Origin of the sequence: Catonella massiliensis (assembly GCF_016651435.1) — a bacterium.
GTDB lineage: Bacteria > Bacillota > Clostridia > Lachnospirales > Lachnospiraceae > Catonella > Catonella massiliensis.
The window spans coordinates 2,855,426-2,872,512 of record NZ_JAEPRJ010000001.1 but is presented as its reverse complement, the minus strand read 5'-3'; the positions used below and the strand labels follow the sequence as shown (position 1 = coordinate 2,872,512).

32 protein-coding genes are annotated in these 17,087 nt (G+C 39.6%); all 32 read right to left on the bottom strand.

The features are described 5' to 3' along the window. Window positions 1-4 precede the first annotated feature (4 nt). Window positions 5-148: a hypothetical protein gene (locus tag JJN12_RS12940; protein ID WP_208430069.1), complete on the bottom strand. Its 144-nt coding sequence runs from the start codon at window positions 146-148 to the stop codon at window positions 5-7. A 23-nt stretch (window positions 149-171) separates the two neighbouring features. Then, window positions 172-591 (bottom strand): phage tail assembly chaperone, encoded by a 420-nt coding sequence (locus tag JJN12_RS12935; protein WP_208430068.1) that lies wholly within the window; start codon window positions 589-591, stop codon window positions 172-174. Window positions 592-601: 10 nt separating this feature from the next. Then, on the bottom strand, window positions 602-1,042 hold the full coding sequence (locus tag JJN12_RS12930; RefSeq protein ID WP_208430067.1) for a phage tail tube protein: 441 nt from the start codon (window positions 1,040-1,042) through the stop codon (window positions 602-604). 11 nt (window positions 1,043-1,053) lie between these two features. Then, window positions 1,054-2,118 (bottom strand): phage tail sheath C-terminal domain-containing protein, encoded by a 1,065-nt coding sequence (locus JJN12_RS12925; protein ID WP_208430066.1) that lies wholly within the window; start codon window positions 2,116-2,118, stop codon window positions 1,054-1,056. Next, window positions 2,118-2,558, bottom strand: a complete 441-nt coding sequence (locus tag JJN12_RS12920; protein WP_208430065.1) for a phage tail terminator family protein — start codon at window positions 2,556-2,558, stop codon at window positions 2,118-2,120. The genes JJN12_RS12925 and JJN12_RS12920 overlap by 1 nt, the downstream gene beginning before the upstream one ends. Next, window positions 2,555-2,992, bottom strand: a complete 438-nt coding sequence (locus tag JJN12_RS12915; RefSeq protein ID WP_208430064.1) for a hypothetical protein — start codon at window positions 2,990-2,992, stop codon at window positions 2,555-2,557. Before JJN12_RS12915 ends, JJN12_RS12920 begins: the two co-directional genes overlap by 4 nt. Beyond that, window positions 2,985-3,344, bottom strand: a complete 360-nt coding sequence (locus JJN12_RS12910; protein ID WP_208430063.1) for a phage head closure protein — start codon at window positions 3,342-3,344, stop codon at window positions 2,985-2,987. The genes JJN12_RS12915 and JJN12_RS12910 overlap by 8 nt, the downstream gene beginning before the upstream one ends. A gap of 5 nt (window positions 3,345-3,349) precedes the next feature. Beyond that, entirely contained in the window at window positions 3,350-3,643 is a 294-nt protein-coding gene (locus JJN12_RS12905; RefSeq protein ID WP_236013800.1) for a head-tail connector protein, read from the bottom strand. A 25-nt stretch (window positions 3,644-3,668) separates the two neighbouring features. Next, window positions 3,669-4,799, bottom strand: a complete 1,131-nt coding sequence (locus JJN12_RS12900) for a phage major capsid protein (RefSeq protein WP_208430062.1) — start codon at window positions 4,797-4,799, stop codon at window positions 3,669-3,671. A 46-nt stretch (window positions 4,800-4,845) separates the two neighbouring features. Next, window positions 4,846-5,445 (bottom strand): HK97 family phage prohead protease, encoded by a 600-nt coding sequence (locus JJN12_RS12895; RefSeq protein WP_208430061.1) that lies wholly within the window; start codon window positions 5,443-5,445, stop codon window positions 4,846-4,848. After that, entirely contained in the window at window positions 5,435-6,661 is a 1,227-nt protein-coding gene (locus JJN12_RS12890) for a phage portal protein (RefSeq protein WP_208430060.1), read from the bottom strand. The genes JJN12_RS12895 and JJN12_RS12890 overlap by 11 nt, the downstream gene beginning before the upstream one ends. Before the next feature lie 20 nt (window positions 6,662-6,681). Beyond that, entirely contained in the window at window positions 6,682-8,367 is a 1,686-nt protein-coding gene (locus JJN12_RS12885; protein WP_236013799.1) for a terminase TerL endonuclease subunit, read from the bottom strand. Further along, window positions 8,364-8,816 carry a P27 family phage terminase small subunit gene (locus JJN12_RS12880; RefSeq protein ID WP_208430059.1) on the bottom strand — a complete coding sequence of 151 codons (453 nt, stop codon included), beginning with the start codon at window positions 8,814-8,816 and terminating at the stop codon, window positions 8,364-8,366. Before JJN12_RS12880 ends, JJN12_RS12885 begins: the two co-directional genes overlap by 4 nt. 131 nt (window positions 8,817-8,947) lie before the next feature. After that, window positions 8,948-9,376 carry an HNH endonuclease gene (locus JJN12_RS12875; RefSeq protein WP_208430058.1) on the bottom strand — a complete coding sequence of 143 codons (429 nt, stop codon included), beginning with the start codon at window positions 9,374-9,376 and terminating at the stop codon, window positions 8,948-8,950. A 74-nt stretch (window positions 9,377-9,450) separates the two neighbouring features. Then, on the bottom strand, window positions 9,451-9,879 hold the full coding sequence (locus tag JJN12_RS12870; RefSeq protein WP_208430057.1) for a hypothetical protein: 429 nt from the start codon (window positions 9,877-9,879) through the stop codon (window positions 9,451-9,453). 5 nt (window positions 9,880-9,884) lie between these two features. Further along, window positions 9,885-10,154, bottom strand: a complete 270-nt coding sequence (locus JJN12_RS12865; protein WP_208430056.1) for a hypothetical protein — start codon at window positions 10,152-10,154, stop codon at window positions 9,885-9,887. Between the two features lie 18 nt (window positions 10,155-10,172). Next, entirely contained in the window at window positions 10,173-10,586 is a 414-nt protein-coding gene (locus JJN12_RS12860; RefSeq protein ID WP_208430055.1) for a single-stranded DNA-binding protein, read from the bottom strand. Window positions 10,587-10,812: 226 nt separating this feature from the next. Then, window positions 10,813-11,016, bottom strand: a complete 204-nt coding sequence (locus JJN12_RS12855) for a hypothetical protein (RefSeq protein ID WP_208430054.1) — start codon at window positions 11,014-11,016, stop codon at window positions 10,813-10,815. Window position 11,017: 1 nt separating this feature from the next. Further along, the gene (locus JJN12_RS12850; RefSeq protein WP_208430053.1) at window positions 11,018-11,212 is read right to left on the bottom strand and encodes a hypothetical protein; all 195 of its coding nucleotides are present in this window, start codon (window positions 11,210-11,212) and stop codon (window positions 11,018-11,020) included. Continuing rightward, window positions 11,199-11,357: a hypothetical protein gene (locus tag JJN12_RS12845; RefSeq protein ID WP_208430052.1), complete on the bottom strand. Its 159-nt coding sequence runs from the start codon at window positions 11,355-11,357 to the stop codon at window positions 11,199-11,201. The genes JJN12_RS12850 and JJN12_RS12845 overlap by 14 nt, the downstream gene beginning before the upstream one ends. Before the next feature lie 10 nt (window positions 11,358-11,367). Continuing rightward, complete coding sequence (locus JJN12_RS12840; RefSeq protein WP_208430051.1) at window positions 11,368-11,664, bottom strand: hypothetical protein; 297 nt, start codon at window positions 11,662-11,664, stop codon at window positions 11,368-11,370. Further along, on the bottom strand, window positions 11,664-12,509 hold the full coding sequence (locus tag JJN12_RS12835) for a MazG-like family protein (protein ID WP_208430050.1): 846 nt from the start codon (window positions 12,507-12,509) through the stop codon (window positions 11,664-11,666). The genes JJN12_RS12840 and JJN12_RS12835 overlap by 1 nt, the downstream gene beginning before the upstream one ends. A 1-nt stretch (window position 12,510) precedes the next feature. Next, a complete protein-coding gene (locus JJN12_RS12830; RefSeq protein WP_208430049.1) occupies window positions 12,511-12,972 on the bottom strand; it encodes a hypothetical protein in 462 nt (153 codons plus the stop codon). Beyond that, complete coding sequence (locus JJN12_RS12825; RefSeq protein ID WP_208430048.1) at window positions 12,969-14,300, bottom strand: ParB/RepB/Spo0J family partition protein; 1,332 nt, start codon at window positions 14,298-14,300, stop codon at window positions 12,969-12,971. Before JJN12_RS12825 ends, JJN12_RS12830 begins: the two co-directional genes overlap by 4 nt. A 14-nt stretch (window positions 14,301-14,314) precedes the next feature. Continuing rightward, the gene (locus JJN12_RS12820; RefSeq protein ID WP_208430047.1) at window positions 14,315-14,677 is read right to left on the bottom strand and encodes a hypothetical protein; all 363 of its coding nucleotides are present in this window, start codon (window positions 14,675-14,677) and stop codon (window positions 14,315-14,317) included. A 14-nt stretch (window positions 14,678-14,691) separates the two neighbouring features. Continuing rightward, window positions 14,692-14,946, bottom strand: a complete 255-nt coding sequence (locus tag JJN12_RS12815) for a hypothetical protein (RefSeq protein WP_208430046.1) — start codon at window positions 14,944-14,946, stop codon at window positions 14,692-14,694. 14 nt (window positions 14,947-14,960) lie between these two features. After that, entirely contained in the window at window positions 14,961-15,170 is a 210-nt protein-coding gene (locus JJN12_RS12810) for a hypothetical protein (protein WP_208430045.1), read from the bottom strand. 23 nt (window positions 15,171-15,193) lie between these two features. After that, window positions 15,194-15,376: a hypothetical protein gene (locus JJN12_RS12805; protein WP_208430044.1), complete on the bottom strand. Its 183-nt coding sequence runs from the start codon at window positions 15,374-15,376 to the stop codon at window positions 15,194-15,196. A 14-nt stretch (window positions 15,377-15,390) separates the two neighbouring features. Continuing rightward, entirely contained in the window at window positions 15,391-15,708 is a 318-nt protein-coding gene (locus tag JJN12_RS12800; protein WP_208430043.1) for a DUF7768 domain-containing protein, read from the bottom strand. Window positions 15,709-15,717: 9 nt separating this feature from the next. Beyond that, complete coding sequence (locus tag JJN12_RS12795; RefSeq protein ID WP_208430042.1) at window positions 15,718-16,074, bottom strand: HNH endonuclease; 357 nt, start codon at window positions 16,072-16,074, stop codon at window positions 15,718-15,720. Next, entirely contained in the window at window positions 16,061-16,456 is a 396-nt protein-coding gene (locus JJN12_RS12790; protein ID WP_208430041.1) for an RNase H family protein, read from the bottom strand. The genes JJN12_RS12795 and JJN12_RS12790 overlap by 14 nt, the downstream gene beginning before the upstream one ends. After that, on the bottom strand, window positions 16,453-17,046 hold the full coding sequence (locus JJN12_RS12785) for a transglycosylase SLT domain-containing protein (protein WP_208430040.1): 594 nt from the start codon (window positions 17,044-17,046) through the stop codon (window positions 16,453-16,455). The genes JJN12_RS12790 and JJN12_RS12785 overlap by 4 nt, the downstream gene beginning before the upstream one ends. Between the last annotated feature and the right edge of the window lie 41 nt (window positions 17,047-17,087).

The following is a 17,087-nucleotide window of genomic DNA, read 5'->3' as shown; positions in this document are numbered from 1 at the left end:
CTTCTTAGCCTTCATACATTCTCTTAAGCTCTTCCTCTCTGTCTTGCATTTCCTGACTTATAAAGGCTTTCAGTATCGTTCTTTCGCCTCGCCCCATCTCTTTGACACAGCTTGGCAATATGTCGTGATAGCGAAAAAGGAGGTACATAAGTTGTACCTCCCTATTCGCCTTTATAAGTTTTTTATTTCTTCCTCTTCATTCTCATCCTTGGTGATTCCGCAAAGGGCAGATATTTCATCGCTTAACTCGTTTACCTCAATTCCGAAGAGCTTTTCGCAAAGGTCTCTCGCGGTCTTGCAGTCAAAATGTGCCTGTAGGCTCTTGTTCATTAAGTCCGGCTCTACAAGTGCCTCGGTGCAAAGAATAAGCTTTGCATCATAAGACTTTGCAATATCAAAGCTACCGTTTTTATTGAACTGATAACCGATTATGTCGTTGATTCTTCTTGATGGAATCTCACTTATGGTTACATCAACAGTCTCTTCTTTGCTACCTAAGAGTGTCGCAAGTCTCTTTGACTTAAACACACCCTTTTTAAGCTCATCCGCCTTTTTGGAATCTATCTTTAATAACTCATCAACTAAATTCATGTATTCCTCCTTACTGTGCAGGGACATAGTCAAGGACTTCCCAGCCTGTGAATGTGAATGGGATTGATTCCTCACCAAGTTTCTTTACTTCCCAGTTAGCAAGAGTAATCTCATCAAATACGCAGCCTGTGAGCTTTACCCTTTCTATTCCGTCAGAGTCAGGATCTGCAAGCTTTGATATAATGGTGCACTTAACTACTTTTCCCTTCTTTATGCTCTCTGAAAGCTTAGTTAAGAAGTAGCTTGTAACCTTGTTTAGCTTCAGCGTTCCCTTGCAGTCTATACCTGTCACTTTGTAACCCTTGACAAGAGTTCTTGCCTGGTTAACTTCCGTTTTTTCAAGTGAGGCCTTTGCCTCTAATGATAAAACCTCGGCTAAGTAGTAATCATCAAGCCACACTTCGCCAAAAGTACCATTCATTACCTTTTCAGGTGATAGCGTTCTCTCCATGTCTAACCTCCTTAAATAGTGATATTTAATGCCACATCTTCAATGGCATCTGTCATTGTGAGGGCAACCTTTAGGAATACATTTGAGCCTGTATTCGCTCTTTTAATTTCCTCATCACTCATTTTAGTTACATCTGTACCCCTGCCCTTTAAGAAGCTCCTATTTGCCTCAATGTCGATTTCAAGGGTATATCCTTCGATTACTGAAAGCCTCATAAGCTCGTCAAAGTAGTTGCCGATTGCTGACATAAGAAGGCACTTGTTATCATAATTATTTGGATACTTACCGATATAGTTATCCTCGGTTGTCCTGCGGATGTCATCTGAGATCATATCGAGGGCATCCATGATTTTTATTTTTTGGAACTGTGTATTTTTCTCCGGAGTAAGGGTAGTAAGTGAATTAACTCCCCTGCCTGTCTTTACCTTTTCACCGTCCCACCAAACGATAAACTCTCCGCCATCTACTGCAGTATCCATTCTTTCCTTCGTAAGCCTTGTACAGTCTGTGAGTTCAGGAAGTGGCGCATAGGTGCTTGACATCTTAAGCGGTGTGCCTGCTATTATGCCGGCTATTCTGCTACAAAACTGTTCTGCAGTGTAGGCTTTATCACCTATAAAAGTCTTTTCAGTGGTGTAGTTGATAATAGCCTCATTATCTCCCTTTGTATTTGGTAAAACTGCCTTAATAAGTTTTTTAGCTGTTCTCTCCGCCTTTACATAAGACACAATTTCAGCTGTCTTTTTATCTGTCCCAACACTTGGAACTACAAGGTAGTTAAATTTGATGGTTTTAAGGTAATCAAGTGCAGCCTTGTAGTTATCCGCCGTTTTATTGAGCACATAAGCAATAACCTTGCTAGGTGCATTTACATAGCCCCTTAAGGCAAGCCTAATCTGTTCCTTGTTGTCATCACTAAGGTTTGCAGGGATATCCGCTTCAGATACGCAGACAACCGGATTAACTTCCGGGATATTGGTGTCTTTTAATATCATTGCGATAATCCCTCTGTCTCCTCTTTTTATAGCCGTTGCAGCTATCTCAGAAAAGGAGATTGAAATACTTGGCATTCCCATTATTCGTCCTCTACTTTCTTTGTAAATTCAACATTATCAATAACTTCGCTATCGTCCTGGTGTGTAATTAAATTACACCATTCTAAATTTATGGTTATCTGTGGGATATTCCTGTCTATTCCCACATAATCCCAATCAAAGCCTTTTACATCTATTGCCCTGCTGCCTACTTTCACGAAAAGTCCAAAGATGTCTTTTATCCTGTCAATTACTCTTAAGGTCTCAACTTCATCCTTGCTTTTTTGCAGATAAGTTATATAAAATGCCATAGAGTTGTACATCGTGTTATAATTGACAGGCGAAACCTCCAAGGGCTTTAGCTGCGTAAAAAAACACGGTCTGTCATAGGCTTCAATGACATCCGTGCTATAGTATTTATAGTCAGGAAATTCACTTTTTAGCAAATCAAGCAGGGCTTTCTTTACATCTATCAGAGTCATATAAGCCCTCCCTCTTTTAATAGTGCTTCTACCATGTTATCCACATGTTCCTCGAATTTATCCTCATAGACCTTAGTAGCCTTATCAAGGTAATGTACACCCTGTACAAAGCCTATAGTCTTTCCCTTAACCTTTAACTCGTGCCCCTTCTCTACAAGGTGGAAATGCGGAGACTTTGCAGAAATCTCAACAAACTGGTTATTCATAAGCCCCTGAACCTGCGACACTCTAAAAGATGACAACTTTCCAAGCGACTTTTTATGCTCGCTCTTCGTCTTTGTGAGTTCTTTAGCGTTATTTACTATATTGCGCCTAAGAGCCAAGGCATCCTTTTTCAATAAATCGCCTGCCTTATCCGGGTACTTAGCCACAAGCTGGTCAAATGACATCTTTAACTCATCTAATCCCTTGACTTTCAATTCTGCGTCAGCCAATATCCATCACCTCTTTGTTGACATAATCCACACATCTGATTTCAAGCAGTTTACGCTCAAAATCCACATCTATAACGCTTTCTATTGAAAAGGTCCTGTCTTTATACTTCAAAAAACAGTTAGTGTCTATCCCTTCTGTATAGCGTATATAGCATTTGTGGGTTACTTTGCTTTGCACCTTTTGCACTTCGTAATATTCAGCCCCTCTAAGTGGCTGTAGCGTACCCCATACAGTCTTAATCAGTTGCAATTCCTTTGTAGTTTGCCCCAAACTGTCTTGGATATCGGCTAATTTATAAAAGGAAAGCCGTTTATTCAGCTTTCCGATTACTAAAGTTCTTATGACAATCACCTCCGTTACAAAAGGTTAACGCTGTGAGAGTTTAATATCGTCATCACCATTCTGTTTACTCCTCCAGCCTTATCAAGCTGATAATTCCTATTGTCAAACATATCTGCGATAAGGACAAACAGTGCCTGCGTAATATCCGGATATTTATCAAGGCTCTCATCATCAAGCCCTGTATAAGTTTTGATATGCGCAACAGCACTGTCTTTCATCCTTTCAAGTTCAGAGGTTTCAATTTCGTTTGGCTCGTCAAGACGGATAAAATTTACAAGGTCATCAACCGTAACTTCACTAACTTTCATTTTTACCGCCTCTTTCTAAGTGTGGTTAGCCCTTAATTACAAGCTTTGCGATCTTCTGTGCGTTCTGCACCTTTGCATCAAGTTCAACAAAACCAAGTACCTCAACAGCATGCTGCCTTGCCTTAACTTCTGTAAGTACCTTGATATTGATGTTTTCAGATATCTTTGTAGCAAGTCCGGTATAGTCGCCGTAATACATTACGGTTGCGCCAGCTTTAACATCATCCATATTTTCAGAGGTATACACATCATGGCCAAATAAGGTATAGCCCCATCTTGAATTGGCATCCTTATTAAGCAAATAGTTACCCTGTCCGTCTTTAAGCTTTCTGACTGCAGTTCTTGTTTTTCTGCTCATAATAAAATACGCATTTGCCTGATAAGCATCAGGGATAAGCTCCTGAAGGTCAATGATCTCATCCGCTGTAAAGTTTGCCCCGGCTGTTTTTAACTCCTGCACTCCCTTTGACAGTCCATCGATCTTATTAGGTGTTCCTTTGAGAAGCTCCTTCTCTATAAACCTTGCAATGCTCCCTGCCATTCTCCTAACTACAAATCCCACAACATCAAAGCTAGAATCATTGATAAGGCTGATAGATACATCTGAAATTGCTCTGCCAAGGAATCCTGTTAAGTTGATTGATTTAAACTTACCTGTCTTGCTTTCACCATCTGTAAACTCGTCAGCGTATTCCATAGTTATGTCAGAAGTGCTTTCATCGTAATATGGAATGCTTAAGGTTCCTTTCACATTATATCTGTCAGAATCCTGAAATATAGGGCAGATTTCAACAACTTTCTCAATAATCTTGTTTGCGATTGTTGTTGGGATAACGGCTCCATTCTCTCCCTTAGTCAACTCTCCTGCTCTTGTCTCCTCACTTCTGATAAGCGCATCAAAAGCCTCGTAATCTCTTTCTTCAACACTTCTTTTCTCTTCTTCTACAGGTACCTGTGGCTCGCTCTCTGTTAACTCCCTAGTCTTTTCTAATGCTGCGATGGTCTTATCAAGTTCTCTTATTTCAGTTTCAAGGGCTTCAAATGATGTGATTTCATCCTGATTCATTGCCCTTTCTTCTGCCTTAGCCTTTTCAATAAGTGCCTTAAGCGCTGCAAGTTTCTGTGCTCTCATTTCAAGCATTTTCTTCAAATCCATTTTGTTTACCTCCGTAAAATTAATTTTGATAATAAAAAAAGAGCGGTTATATCGCTCTTAATTCCATGTATCTGTTTTCATAGATGTGGTTGTTGTTAGGTTCTTTTTCCTTAACTTCAACCGTTTCAACTTCATCCGGTAAGAATCTAAGTTCAATCAAGTTATCAAACTCTTCTGCCCTTACCTCGATACTTGTGCCGTTATAGGCAGGCTTCCTTGTATCATCTAATATTGATACCTCTTTAAGCTCCAGTTCTCTGATTGTCCTATGCGGTATGTCTTCGTCTGTCCTTTCCTCTTTTATAGGGATAAAGCCAAATGACCATCCAACCAATTTTTTGTTCCTAGCCTTTTCAATTACCTCCTTATCTCTGATTTCACATCTACACCTTAAGCCTATGTTGTCCTCACTTATATGGGTTTTATCATCGGCGTTTGATGATAAAACTCTTGTATAATTGTGATTTAACAACACCTTTACCGGGCACCCTGTCCTATTGGCTCTTTCAAGTGATCTTCTGAAAGCTCCTGATGCTATTTTTTCTATGAACTTGCCCGATGTGTCTGTAAGTACCTTGCTGTCTCTTTCAACGGCATTAACATAGCCATCAATCAAAACCGAATCGTCTCTAACTTCAATCCGCATTAGTTTCATCTCCTTTCTTTGTATCGTTTATGTTGGTGTATTTGTCCGTATTTGGTGTATATACCTGTCCTGATTCAGGATAATAAAGCACATCCTGCAAGCCTAACTTGATAAAATCAAGACCGAACTCTGGCAGCCTTTCCTTTTTTCTTACTTCGTCAAGCTGCATAAAGCCACTATCAAGAGCAACTTTATATGCTGCGAAACGCTTTTCTATATCCGTCTTAGTCAGGTCCGTATCGTCAAAGGCAAAGAACATTACATTCTTTTCATCCTCTTGTAATAATACACTATTGATTGCTGTCACAAACCTAGCTAATATTGGATAGATGCAGACCTCGTAAAAGCGTTTTTTATCTTCCTCCGTAGCTCCTCCGTTTATGATTGACGGTGGTACAAGGAATATTTTGCAAATATCACGGTTATTTGTTTCTTTATTCTCATTAAGCTGCAGCTCTACAGATGAGTTTGAGGCTTCTTTGAAGGACAATCCATCATTTAACACAACAACATTCTCTGTGCTATTGGAATAAAGGTTGTGGAAGGCTCTTTTTAACGCTTCCATTGCCTCAGCACTAAGTCTTATTGCCGATTGAATAAAGCCTTTTTTGTTGCCTCCAGTTTGGACAAGATTCTTTTCAAACTTCTGTGTACTGAGTATTATCCCCAACAGTTCAGGTGTTTCAGCTATGATAGATTGTCCACAATATCCATTTTGCGTATTCCGAAGTATTTTAATAAACTGCCAGCCCTCATAACTTACTCCGTTAACCAGTATTTTATAATCCTTGAATATCGGATCTGTATTGTACATAAAGCTAATCTTTTCAGGTTCCACATAATGAAGAGATTTAACCTCATTATTTACCCTGTTTATGTAGACATACCCGCCTTTCGATAGAAACATGTCCATAATCAGGGCTTTTTTCATTTGGCTAGCGTCTAAGGTGTCTCCTGTGTCGTCATTTAGCAGGGTGGTCCTGATGTCGTCAACAATCTCCTCAACCTTATCACCATCCTTTTTATACAACTTGATTTTTAAGGATGATACTGTGTCCGAAATCATATTTATACAAGCTGACAGAGCCGGGATATTCATTGCAGTTCTTCGACTTACTTCTTCATCACTTAGCAGCATCCTCAAAATGTCACTTGATACATCTGGCTCATTATCAGCCTTTTCTCTTTTTTCTTTTTTCCAGTTAAATAAACCCACTTTTTTCACCTCCTTTCAGGCTATACCACCTGTACAACAAATCCGTCATTAAACATAATATCCTGTTGCACAAGGTAGATAGCATTGATTAAGGCCACGACCATATCCACCTTACCGCTTGACTTCTTTTTATTAACATATCTATTCATATTGGTATCATAGGTACATTTTGCGTTTTCAAAATTGATTTCAAGCAAGGTATTAGCCTCATATCTAAATTGTCCGTTTTCAACCTTTTCAGCCAATAACTTGGTAGGCGGATGCAATGTATCCGAATGCTGCCTTATTTCTACAGTTGTATATTTCTGATTCCACTTTTGCGCCGAACTCATAGCATTGTATCGGTCATAACCAATAGCCACTACCTCACAACCAAGCTTTGCCTCCACGTTAAAAACAAACTCCTCTATTACTCCATAATCAACTACCATATCGCCACAGGCGATACATTTCATTTGCTCTACAAATCGCCTGTAGTCCACATGTTCAAACTTACTCTTTTCATCTATCCGCCCTTCCGGTATGAATGCCATAACTGATGCAAGGATATTATCCTCATCATCTACACCGGCAATAGCCACTGCGCAGTTGTCATTTGTCTGAGCAAGGTCTACACCAAGCCATACCCTCTTATTAGTCCAGTCAATTTCTTTTACGCTGCACTTCTTAACCTTGTTTATGTCAATATAACTTTCTGTTCCTATGCCCTGATAGATGATATTGCAATGCTTGGTAAGGAAGTTCTCCCTTGCACTTTCAACCTCTATAGCTCTTTGCCTTTTAGTAAGTAAATCCTGCCACATCTCCTTTATCTCAAGGGCTAAAGGATTAGCGTGTGCAAGTATATTGTCATTATCAGTCCAATTTTCTTTGTCATCAGGTTCGTAAAGCAGTGAAAACACCTTATCATCCTTCACGAAGCCATCAAGAACTTTCTTGCAATACAAGACTTCATCCTCAAATGGGTTATTGGCTGTAGGGTACTTTGTGGATATGATGAAGCCCAGCTTATTTAATATAGTAAGCTGACCGGAGCGCATAGCCTCAATAGCATAAGGATTTGGCAAGGCTCCCACCTCATCAACAAGGAAAACATTCGGCAACTTTCCGTCAAGCCTGCTATTTGAGTAGTTCAGAGGGATATATTTTGAATTAGTCAAAAAGCATTCAATATCATCTCGCCTTACCTTAAACATCCTATCCTTTCCCTCTTTGGGGAAAATCTTAGGATTGTAGCCTATAATCTCCTCAATTGCCTTTTTAATCTCCCTTGACAGCGAGCCATCAGGAGCTACTGAGTAAAAATATGAATACATAGGCTCCAGGAAAAAGAGCAAAATAAAAAGAACGGCAATTGTAAAGGTCTTGCCATTCTTTCTTGCAATCTCAAGCACAACAGTTTCATACCTTCGCTTTGCCTCGTTATCGCTACACATAACGCATAAGGAGGCTATTATAAGCACCCATTGAAAGCCTGCCACGCAGTCATATATGCTATGATTAATCTTAAGCCCCTTAGGCATCCTGATAAACATAAGAATCTTATCAATCTTTTCTACTCGGTCTGTATTGATAAAAAACTTCTTGCTCTTACCATCACAGATTTTAATAAATTCTTTACATTGTTTTTTGACATAAGCAGGCACTTTTGATTTACTGCCACAAGCCTTTTTAGCGTATCTATAGGAAGGATGCTTTTTAATCAAATACCTAATACCTCTAATAGTGGATTTTGATTATCTCTTATTGCTTTCACATTCGCTATAGATATCTTTGCTCTTGCCTGCGGTGATAAGGACAACTCGTTGCAGCATCTAAAGAAGTCTTTAGCTAAATTTGTCCTTGCTGCTATCAGCTTGCTCTTTTTCATTATGTCATCGACCTGATTCATAGCCTTATCAATTTGGATAATGCTATCTATCGTGACTGCGGTCATAGCCAGTATATAATGGTCTAGGTTACCCAATATTTCTGCCTCTTTTAAGTTGTCAACAATGTATTTATATATAGCTTTCTGCTCTTTCGTCATATACCGTGGCGGGATAAGTTTATCCATCCCACCTCTTGCCTTTTCCTCTGCTGCCTTGCGTATTTCTACATCTTTTTTGGTGTTATGCCTCGAATTTGTTGATATAGTTTTAGCCGGTCTACCCATCTTTTTCCTCCTTTTCCCTCTTTAAATCTCATTTTGGGAATTTTATGTGGAAAAAGGGTGCGCGTCGGTCTTGGTTTTTTTCAATTTTCCCCTCTAAAAAGGTAGGGGGGATACTATAATTTTTTTTATATTCACACAACAACCACTCCTCTTCCTTCTGCGTTAAATTTCTCTATAGATTCCCTCACGAGTTGTCTTTGATTGTCTCTTGTAATCTCGCCTGCTTCGCACATCTCATGATGCACTGCACATAAAGTTATTAGATTTTCATTCGACAAACGTAGTTGATAATCCTCCTCGATTGGCACGATATGGTGTACCGATAAGTCATACGTGTTAAGCTGTCTTGTTGTGCCAATTAACATTGCCTTACAACATAAACAACAATACTTGTCTCTGTCTCTTATCTCTCTGCTCTTTAAGGTCCAGTCATTAGTTTTCCTAAAGGAGAAGGCCTTAGTATTGCGACGGATGCCCCACCGCTTACTTGCCTTGTCCTTAGCCTCGCAGACTTCTTTCTCTTCGTGTATGCGCCCGCAATATTTACAGCTCTTAAGCATATACTCACATCCTTTAAAATGTAAAGAACCGGGAAGGAGGAAACCCGGCTCTTTGTTGTATTTCAATGATACCATTATACCACATTACCAACCGACATTGTATGGCATGTTTCAAAATCTACTAAGGCTTTCTTATGAATCCTTGTCACATGGTCATAGCTGTAATTTAATTCAACTGCAATGCTTTCAAAGCTCATATACCTTACATAGCGCCTATAAAGCACTTGAATACACCTTATGTCTGTCAAAGCCTGAATCCTTGATATGATTATATTTTTCTTGTTTGTAAACTCCTGTATCTGTTCCCTTATCTGTCTTTCCAATTCAACACACTTAATAGCTTCATTCTCAAGCCCATCTCCTCGTTGACTCGTCTGCACCCTCTCAGAGAGTCCGCAGCCTTTTAGCCCATATAATTCTTTAAGGCTAGATAGCTCTTCCAGTCTTTGGTTGATTTGCTCCTCCATTCTTTGAATCTCCTGTAGGTACTTTTTCGCCCACATTGGCATCACCTCCCTGTATTGGTTTTCTTATTCCTTTTCTTGGTCTTTTTTACTTCTTTCTCTTTGATGGCTGCAATCAGCTTGTCTCCATCTATTCCCGTCCAGTATTCAAAGTTTTCAGATTGGAAAAACTTTTCTACAGGCGATAGGTCTGATATGTTCTGATTGGGTAGCCTTTTCTTTTTTCTAAGCTCTGCCTTATAGTCTTGTACTGCACACTTAACTATGGCATATACCAGCTTTTCAACATTGTATAAGCTTTGTACTTTTTGCATCCTACACCTCTATTATGCTTAATTAAAAGGCAACTCACTCTCTACCCCATCAGGAATATTCATAAATCCATCACCTGGCATAGAATCATTTTGCTGGCTTTGTCCTGCTGCCTTGCTTTCAGCGAATTCTATCTCTTCAACCATAATCTGAACGCTGTACACCTTCTGACCGTCTTTATTAGTGTAGTTGTCATTCTGAATGCGTCCAGTAACTACTATCTTAGTACCCTGTTTAAGATACTTCTCTACAAATTCCCCTTGCTTGCCAAAGGCTGTACAATTAAAGAAGTCGGCCGTGGTTTCATCACCCTGCTTTTTATACCTTCTGTCAACTGCAAGCGAAAACCTTGCTATAGCCATATTGCTGTCAGTCTGCGAATATCTAACATCAGGATCTCTTGTAAGCCTACCCATTAAAATCACTTTGTTCATTTTCTATCCTCCATTTTTCTTAAGTATCCAAACATTCTTTTTTGCAATCGAACTAGTATCATGTGATGTTCACTTTCGGTTATAAGCTCATGTAAGCGACAAGTTATTAGCGTCTCCATTATTTTTTGTGCTATACCTGCATACTCCCCTAGTGTATACCCTTGTTCATTTGCTTGCGATTCTAACGTGCCTTTTGACAACCCGTAGTAAAAGCCTACATTCATTCTCAACCCTCCTTGCCCTCAATAAAAGCCTGTACTTTTACTAGACACTCTGGGCAAAGGTCATAGGCGTCATTACAGAAGTATTCCCCTTCATCGTTTGCTAACACAAATGCCACTGAATTAGCATCTGATAAGTTGCAATAGCCTTCTATCCCTTCATAAAGTTCGTACAGTTTCCCACATTTATCACACTTTTTTGCTAACATGTTATTCCTCCTCAAATTCTATTAAGCCCTCTTTTACCTCTGTAAGCTCCTTAACGATATTGCTATAGGTATTAAGGTTGTTAAGATAAATCTTGCAGTTTTTTTCTAACAGCCTGATTATATCTACAAGCTCCTTCTTTGGTAAATTCATCAAGGTGCTATCTCTGTAGGTCTCCCGTCCGTCACCTATCCCCATTACTTACCTCCTGTTTAGCCGTTTTTCTGCCCTTATTAAATCCCTCGCTGTGTGCCTTCTTGACTCGATTCTCAACATAAGCCACAAGCTCCTCATCTGTCATTGCGCGTATTTTATCTGCTTTTTCTTTTATTTTATCTGTCATAGCTCCTCCATTAGCAAGAATATTCTATAGCCAAATATCTGCCATCTTCTGTTGGAAAATAATATGTACCCTCAAACGAATCGCCAGTCCATCCTACAGAATGCTGGTTGCAATATTGACCATATCCTTGATGTTTCCCTTCGGGTTCGTCAACTATTGCCATATCTGTAACAAATAAATCTTCAAAGAATCCTTCATACAGTTCGTCTATTTGTACGACTATATACTCCCTATCTTCTTCTGAAAGCTCATCAAAATCACCACATTTTTCAACAATCTCAATTACATCGTTTGGTAATTTGTCCATTACAAGTCCTCCTCTTTTACAAATAAGCCGTTTATCATCTTGCCTTTTCTGTCTTTGATTTCATCGTAAGCCACTCTAATGCAGTCGTTTATATCAAACCCTAACTGCATACAGAGGACGACCAAAACAACATACATACCACCTATGTGTTTAATTATCTGCCCTTCCTTGCCCTTATCGATACCATTTGCCAGCTCTACCAGCTCCTTCACTATCTCTATCACTTGAGCTTTTGGGTCGCCCATATTGAGATTTCTGTCAGCAGCCCACTTCTTTATAAGATCCGTTATATCTTCTGCATCTGCCTCGATCTGCTCTATTGGCTTTTCATCGGGTATATCAACTGGTGTATCCTCTTTCAGTTTACAAACAGGTCGGACACCATTGTCACGAATCCACCCATATAAACTGCTTAATAGTCCATCAGTACCCACATACATTACGACATCATCGTTATTAGCTGTGTAAGATTTTGGAGTTGCCAACCACCATCCATTGTCAATAGGCTTCAACCAACGTCTATTTTTTCGGTACAAGTCAGCAGTTAACAACCCTATCTCCACATTAAATGGTTTACTTTCATTCGTACCGTCATCTGCTGTTAAATCTAGTTGAAAATTCTCAAAATTCGTTGACAACGCTCCATTTTCACAAAGACAATCCGCGAATGCGTCTGTTAAGAAGGTCTTAATATCGCTTATCGTATATTCATTGCTTTGACATACGCTAAATTTCATATCCTCAACTGTATCTTTGGTTATTGCAAGGCCATCTTCTAACTTTATCCACTCATACCCTGCGTAGGTAAATATCCTGCCTGGCTTAATCTCTTTTATTTTCCGCATATTATTCTCCTTTCGCTCTATCCCTATTTGCCGACCTAAACATCATCAGCAACATTTCAGACACTGACCTTTGTCTGTTCATTCTCCTAGCTTGTTTAACAGATTCAAGGGTACCGCCTGAAGGACAATACACTCCAACGCTGAATGGGATTTCAGCGGATACCTTTTGATAAACCTCGCTAGGCATCACATAATAGTTATAATCTCCGATGAAGTTATGCCCATTCTTTGAGTGAAAGTCCTCCGCAGATGACTTAATTTCGTAGCAATAAAAATCTCCCTTTTCGATACCGCTTACAGTGGTATTTAGTGGCTCAAATTTCATATAGTCAACCCTAACACGATTAGATGTGGCATAGTCAAAGGTTACCTCTCTAGCCCAATACATGCGGCTGTCATTGTTAGGATTGATTAGCTTTTCTGTAAGTTCTGACAGCCATTTAGTTATCTCCGGTCTGCTCAATTCCCCTCCTTCTCATAAAGCTCATGCTCTCCGTTCATAAGTTTATAACTTTCCTCATCTGCAAAGGAAAATCCAAAGTTGCTAAGAATGTAATGCATTGCATTAAGCTTCTCTCCTGCTGCCTCGTTGTACAACACTCCGTAATACCCAACAAGCGTTAAATATTCTAAACTGCTGAATGCTACCGCTGTCATTTGGTATAGAATTGGCAATGCCGTTGCTCTCTCTGTGGCTTTCTTTTTCTCTTCTTCATCTGCATTTTTATATGCTTGCGCACCTATTAAGACACTTGTCAAATTGCACTCTAAAACTGCTACCCTGTATTTAAGGATAAATTCCCATGTCAGCTTACCTATATACTCAGCATTATCAGGAGGTTCCACTTTACCCTCTAGGATATTTCTAACAAAGTCCTCCATATCCTTGTGCATTTCTTCGTACTTTGCCTTTATTTTTGCCCTTTTCTCTTTGATTTCTTCTTGGCGAAGATCAATTTCTTTCTCTTCCTTTTGCTTTTTCTCTTTTTTTATTATGTCAAGGCTAGTGTATGAAACTACATAATACAGTCCTTCTGTATGCTTTATCCCTATTTCAGCTTCGTCGGAATCTAGGCTAATGTGTTTAATCTGTAACCAGCCATTAGAATAATAATTTACTCCGTCAGGGGCTTTATTTATTCCCAGCTTTTCGCATTCCGCTATCAGCTTTCCCTTATTCTTTTCCCGTATTTCTTCCCTTGCTGCTTGCCTTGCTTTGTTGGCAAGGTCTTTTGAGTCCCAAGCCTCTTTTAGAATCTTATTCCTTGTATTTACATCCTTAACCTTTTCAAGGGCATACAGGTCTGAAAGTGATAGCTGGAACTCTTTATCTTCTACTTTTTCTACAAGTGTCTCCTTGTCGAGCTTAGCAATATTAAGCCTGTGGTTGATGGTTGTCTTTGAAAGTCCTGTTTTTTCCTCTATATCCTCTACCTTCAGACCGAAGTCCTCAAAGCACATCTGCATGGCTTCTGATTCTTCATAGACTGTAAGGTCTTTACGGTTCATATTCTCCATAAGCATGGTTATAATCTGCTCTTTTTCGGCCATATCTTCTACTACCACACAAGGAGCAGTCTCAAGTCCTGCCTCTCTTGCAGCCGTTAGCCTTCGGTTGCCGATTACAACCAAATACTTGCCTTCTTCCTCTTTATCAGGCACAACAGTTAAATTCTGCATGATGCCATTCTTTTTTATACTCTGTGCCAGTTCCTCTATACCCTCGTATTTTTGCCTTACATTCTTAGGGTGTATCTTTAAATTTTCAATTTTTATCTCAACAACTGCCATCTCAACCTCCTTAATTATTCTTCTTCGTTACCATCAAATATTGTCCTTTGTGCTGTACCGGTTATAGGCATCAATATATATTGCTCTGCGCCATCATCCCATACCATTTCACAGCCTCCACAGTTTTTCTTGCCTTTGATTTCGCTCTTTAAGTGCATTGCGGAACTTATTTTGTAGGTAAACTCCGGTGTTATGCTTACTGTCCCTACAGATGCATCATCTACAAGCTCAACATCTACCTTAATTGTCATACATCCTGCCTTACTTCCTTTTTTCATCATAGATTCCAGTAAGTCTCGTAGAATAACATTTGCACCTGCTCTTAGTTCTGAAAAAACTTCACCTTCAAAGCTTATCTCCTGAGAATATTTATTCATTCTTTTTCACTCCTTTACTTGTACAATGTGCCTATCTGCTCCATTATTGCCTTAAGTTTAACCTCGCCTATGCCCTTTACATCTTTTATCACTTCTCGTATATCCTCCGGGGTAACTGCTGCCTCCCTATTGTCGTTACCTGCCTTTACTCCGTTATCAAAGCCTTCCTGCCATACTTTCGTGTAGAACTCACTCATGCTAGTATGGTCCATTCTCTTTATCTCTTTGTATTTATCTCTGCTTATCAGATTTTTAGACTTTTTTGACATCTTCTCTCCTTCCCTTACTCAACGCACACAGTATTACTCTCAGACAATCCCTCAGCTTTTAACTCTTTGATAAGCTCCGTCAAGTCTGCACAAGTTTTTCCAATCTTTACGGCGCGTTCATAGCCTCTTGCAGACTCTCCCGCATAACTAATTATCATTTCATCAGATAGCTCTAAAAATGAGTTCATCCGCCTAAGCCTTTTCAAAATCTCTTCAAGTGTCATATCTAATCCCTCCTTGAATTACCCTACTCTTCTTTTTCAAGCTTTATCTCTTCGTTACAATAAGATAATGCCATAGCTGTAAATATAAGGACTGCTCCACTTCCCGCTATCTTAAGCCCTACTAAGCCACCCCATATCGCTGTTAATGCTCCCAGTGTGAGTAATAGCACTCCTGCATAAGTTATAATATTGACTGCTCTATCCATTTTCATATCCTCCATTATTCCAATATGTATAAAATCTTAATTCCCATCTTCTCAGCCAGTTTTATCTCTGCTGCCATACCTTCGCTGATTCCGTACTTTGTGCCAACAAGCACCACATCACACATCTTTAAGAGCTCAAGGCTTAATCCAGTTCCTTTTTTCCGCTCTTCCGGATTGCTGTCCTTAAGGACTGCAGTAAGATACAGGTGTGGTGTGATTGGAATAGTTTCAAAATCAACCATTAGCTTAGTTAGATGTCTTGCATATCTCTTATTCCTGATTCGCTTAAATATATTCCCTCTGTAAGGGCTGCATACATAGCCGTATAACATAACTCCTCCTTAATATGTTCTGTCTCCCATCAATGCCCTTACAATGTCTTCACGCTTATAGAGGCCTGCAACATTGGGCACTTTTCGGAATTTCTTTTCAAGTTTCTTTTTATCCTCGCCTATAAGGTCTATTATCTGAGAAAGGGTATAGGTATCTTCAAAGAATAATGCCAACAACTCCATCTGCATTTCCCTTTTGTACCTTAAGTCAATCTCTTTCTTTTTGTGTGGGCTTTCATTTCCTGTATGGTGTTCGGGACATAGGTATTTATAATTTAACTTAAAATCAAGCCCTCCCTGAGACCTAAACACGATATGGTGCCTTTGCCCTGGCTGATTACAACCCTTTACTTCACAGATTTCCATCACTACCTCCTATGAATTTGACATTATGCAATTTCAAGGACATATCAAGCAGCTTCCACAGCTCCACATTTGCAGGAGGCTTGCCATCTGACTTCTTCCACCCTGACTGCTGCCAACTTGTTAACCAACCATTATTGATACAGTTCTTGATATATTTACAGTTAAGGCTAAGCTCTACTTCACAAGGTTTTATAAGAGCCTTTAGGACCTCTACGCTTAGCTTTAATGCAAGTGCGTTCCTCGTGTCATTATCTATATCTGTCTTAATCTCCTTCTCATGCCGTTCTCCCTGTTCATCCACATAGATAATCAGAGCTTTAGCCGTTCCGCTACCTTTGGGATTGCCCTTGTGGTCTAGACTGGTGATTACTTTAATTTTCATTCTGCCACCTCGTACAATCTGCTTAACTCAGCCGCACGCTCAGATACTTTAAGAGCGTAGTCGCTAGGAGTATTTATGTTCCTTTTTGCGTATGCCACACCTCCGTTACATGCCATAAGCACAAAGTAAAGGTCGCTATCTTTTTCTTTGTATTCCAGTAATATATCTATTGCTACCTTTACGCAGCCTCTTGGCTCTCTTAGGTCATCCACTCCAAGCATCTTCATCCTTCCCCAGCTCCACCTTGGTTGTATCTGCATTAAGCCTATACTTGCTCCATTGTCTCCTACTGCATTAGGATTCAATCCGCTTTCTCTTTCTGCTATCGCAAGTATTAGAAAAGGATCTATGCCTTTACTAGCAGAGTATTCTATTATCCACTCCCCTAAGGAAGAGTTCATAAAATCCACAGCCTTTTTATCTGCTGCCTTTAGCTTGGCTTTCTTAGGCTTAGCCCTCTTTACTTTAGCTTGCTTTGCTTTGTCAGGCATTACAGGGCTTATCTTCACCGCCTGTATAGATTCCTCTATAGGCTTACCCCTGATAGTTAGCGACAGGATAATTAGTAATGCGATAACTCTTAGATTCATGTTTTTTCCCTCCTTAAATCTTTCCTTCGTCTAGCGTTTAT

What these genes read in the sequence shown, in the direction of transcription:
- JJN12_RS12895 (WP_208430061.1), bottom strand. Translation starts at nt 5,445, where the DNA reads ATGCGGATTGAAGTTAGAGACGATTCGGTTTTGATTGATGGCTATGTT.
- JJN12_RS12785 (WP_208430040.1), bottom strand. Translation starts at nt 17,046, where the DNA reads ATGAATCTAAGAGTTATCGCATTACTAATTATCCTGTCGCTAACTATC.
- JJN12_RS12920 (WP_208430065.1), bottom strand. Translation starts at nt 2,558, where the DNA reads ATGACTCTGATAGATGTAAAGAAAGCCCTGCTTGATTTGCTAAAAAGT.
- JJN12_RS12875 (WP_208430058.1), bottom strand. Translation starts at nt 9,376, where the DNA reads ATGCTTAAGAGCTGTAAATATTGCGGGCGCATACACGAAGAGAAAGAA.
- JJN12_RS12790 (WP_208430041.1), bottom strand. Translation starts at nt 16,456, where the DNA reads ATGAAAATTAAAGTAATCACCAGTCTAGACCACAAGGGCAATCCCAAA.
- JJN12_RS12865 (WP_208430056.1), bottom strand. Translation starts at nt 10,154, where the DNA reads ATGCAAAAAGTACAAAGCTTATACAATGTTGAAAAGCTGGTATATGCC.
- JJN12_RS12825 (WP_208430048.1), bottom strand. Translation starts at nt 14,300, where the DNA reads ATGGCAGTTGTTGAGATAAAAATTGAAAATTTAAAGATACACCCTAAG.
- JJN12_RS12840 (WP_208430051.1), bottom strand. Translation starts at nt 11,664, where the DNA reads ATGGACAAATTACCAAACGATGTAATTGAGATTGTTGAAAAATGTGGT.
- JJN12_RS12795 (WP_208430042.1), bottom strand. Translation starts at nt 16,074, where the DNA reads ATGGAAATCTGTGAAGTAAAGGGTTGTAATCAGCCAGGGCAAAGGCAC.
- JJN12_RS12900 (WP_208430062.1), bottom strand. Translation starts at nt 4,799, where the DNA reads ATGGATTTGAAGAAAATGCTTGAAATGAGAGCACAGAAACTTGCAGCG.
- JJN12_RS12870 (WP_208430057.1), bottom strand. Translation starts at nt 9,879, where the DNA reads ATGTGGGCGAAAAAGTACCTACAGGAGATTCAAAGAATGGAGGAGCAA.
- JJN12_RS12925 (WP_208430066.1), bottom strand. Translation starts at nt 2,118, where the DNA reads ATGGGAATGCCAAGTATTTCAATCTCCTTTTCTGAGATAGCTGCAACG.
- JJN12_RS12930 (WP_208430067.1), bottom strand. Translation starts at nt 1,042, where the DNA reads ATGGAGAGAACGCTATCACCTGAAAAGGTAATGAATGGTACTTTTGGC.
- JJN12_RS12860 (WP_208430055.1), bottom strand. Translation starts at nt 10,586, where the DNA reads ATGAACAAAGTGATTTTAATGGGTAGGCTTACAAGAGATCCTGATGTT.
- JJN12_RS12880 (WP_208430059.1), bottom strand. Translation starts at nt 8,816, where the DNA reads ATGGGTAGACCGGCTAAAACTATATCAACAAATTCGAGGCATAACACC.
- JJN12_RS12820 (WP_208430047.1), bottom strand. Translation starts at nt 14,677, where the DNA reads ATGAATAAATATTCTCAGGAGATAAGCTTTGAAGGTGAAGTTTTTTCA.
- JJN12_RS12850 (WP_208430053.1), bottom strand. Translation starts at nt 11,212, where the DNA reads ATGGGGATAGGTGACGGACGGGAGACCTACAGAGATAGCACCTTGATG.
- JJN12_RS12940 (WP_208430069.1), bottom strand. Translation starts at nt 148, where the DNA reads ATGTACCTCCTTTTTCGCTATCACGACATATTGCCAAGCTGTGTCAAA.
- JJN12_RS12905 (WP_236013800.1), bottom strand. Translation starts at nt 3,643, where the DNA reads ATGAAAGTTAGTGAAGTTACGGTTGATGACCTTGTAAATTTTATCCGT.
- JJN12_RS12815 (WP_208430046.1), bottom strand. Translation starts at nt 14,946, where the DNA reads ATGTCAAAAAAGTCTAAAAATCTGATAAGCAGAGATAAATACAAAGAG.
- JJN12_RS12855 (WP_208430054.1), bottom strand. Translation starts at nt 11,016, where the DNA reads ATGTTAGCAAAAAAGTGTGATAAATGTGGGAAACTGTACGAACTTTAT.
- JJN12_RS12805 (WP_208430044.1), bottom strand. Translation starts at nt 15,376, where the DNA reads ATGGATAGAGCAGTCAATATTATAACTTATGCAGGAGTGCTATTACTC.
- JJN12_RS12810 (WP_208430045.1), bottom strand. Translation starts at nt 15,170, where the DNA reads ATGACACTTGAAGAGATTTTGAAAAGGCTTAGGCGGATGAACTCATTT.
- JJN12_RS12935 (WP_208430068.1), bottom strand. Translation starts at nt 591, where the DNA reads ATGAATTTAGTTGATGAGTTATTAAAGATAGATTCCAAAAAGGCGGAT.
- JJN12_RS12845 (WP_208430052.1), bottom strand. Translation starts at nt 11,357, where the DNA reads ATGACAGATAAAATAAAAGAAAAAGCAGATAAAATACGCGCAATGACA.
- JJN12_RS12835 (WP_208430050.1), bottom strand. Translation starts at nt 12,509, where the DNA reads ATGCGGAAAATAAAAGAGATTAAGCCAGGCAGGATATTTACCTACGCA.
- JJN12_RS12800 (WP_208430043.1), bottom strand. Translation starts at nt 15,708, where the DNA reads ATGTTATACGGCTATGTATGCAGCCCTTACAGAGGGAATATATTTAAG.